Below are 663 nucleotides of genomic sequence, written 5' to 3'. Positions count from 1 at the left end.
TCATGTCGGCCAGAGTGGCCGCCGCGCCGCCCACCCGCACGTTGTCGAGGTAGAGCACGCGCCGGTTGGTGTCGGTCGTGCCGGTGCCGTTCCACAGCCACTTGTAGACCCCCACCTTCCAGTGCGGCAGCTTGACGTTGTTGAGCATGTTGCCCCCCCGGTGCTCGAGCACCTTGGTGCCGTTGCGCCACACCTCGATCAGCCCGTCCGAGCCGTAGGAGTGGACGATGTGGAACACGAACTCGTGCCAGCTGTCCTTGCTCACCGCCCCCAGGTCAAAGAGCTTCTGCGTGTCGAGCAAATACCCGGAGCTGACTTGGCTAGCATCGTAGCGGACGTCCAGGATGAACTTGTCGTCCTGCACCAGAAGGGACGTGGGTGGGCTCGTCCAGCCCTCGCCTAGGTGCTGGTCCGGGTACTGGTGCCACTGCGAGATGATCTCCGGCTTGGAGTCGCGGGCGTAGCCGTCGGCCGGGAAGTAGGCGGCAAAGGAGTACCAGCGGTCGCGCGAGGCGGCCGGCTGGGTGATCATGGCCTCGGCGCGCGTGCCGGCGTTGACCATCGGGTCGGTGTCGCGCAGCTCGAAGCGGGCCGAGCGCGAGCCCCCGAAGGAATGCGTGCTCACGTACTGCAGCGAATGGCTACCAGCCGTCTCCGTGTAAA

1 protein-coding gene is annotated in these 663 nt (G+C 65.9%); it reads right to left on the bottom strand.

Annotated elements, in window-relative coordinates; all coding sequences use genetic code 11:
• A partial coding sequence (locus OO017_RS19870) for a polysaccharide lyase family 20 protein (RefSeq protein WP_266054452.1) occupies positions 1-625 on the bottom strand: 625 nt, incomplete at its 3' end.
• Between the last annotated feature and the right edge of the window lie 38 nt (positions 626-663).

The sequence above is a fragment of the Pontibacter anaerobius genome (assembly GCF_026241195.1).
Classification (GTDB): Bacteria; Bacteroidota; Bacteroidia; order Cytophagales; family Hymenobacteraceae; genus Pontibacter; species Pontibacter anaerobius.
Note: the sequence above shows the minus strand (reverse complement) of the source record. Positions and strands in the feature narration are given on the sequence as shown.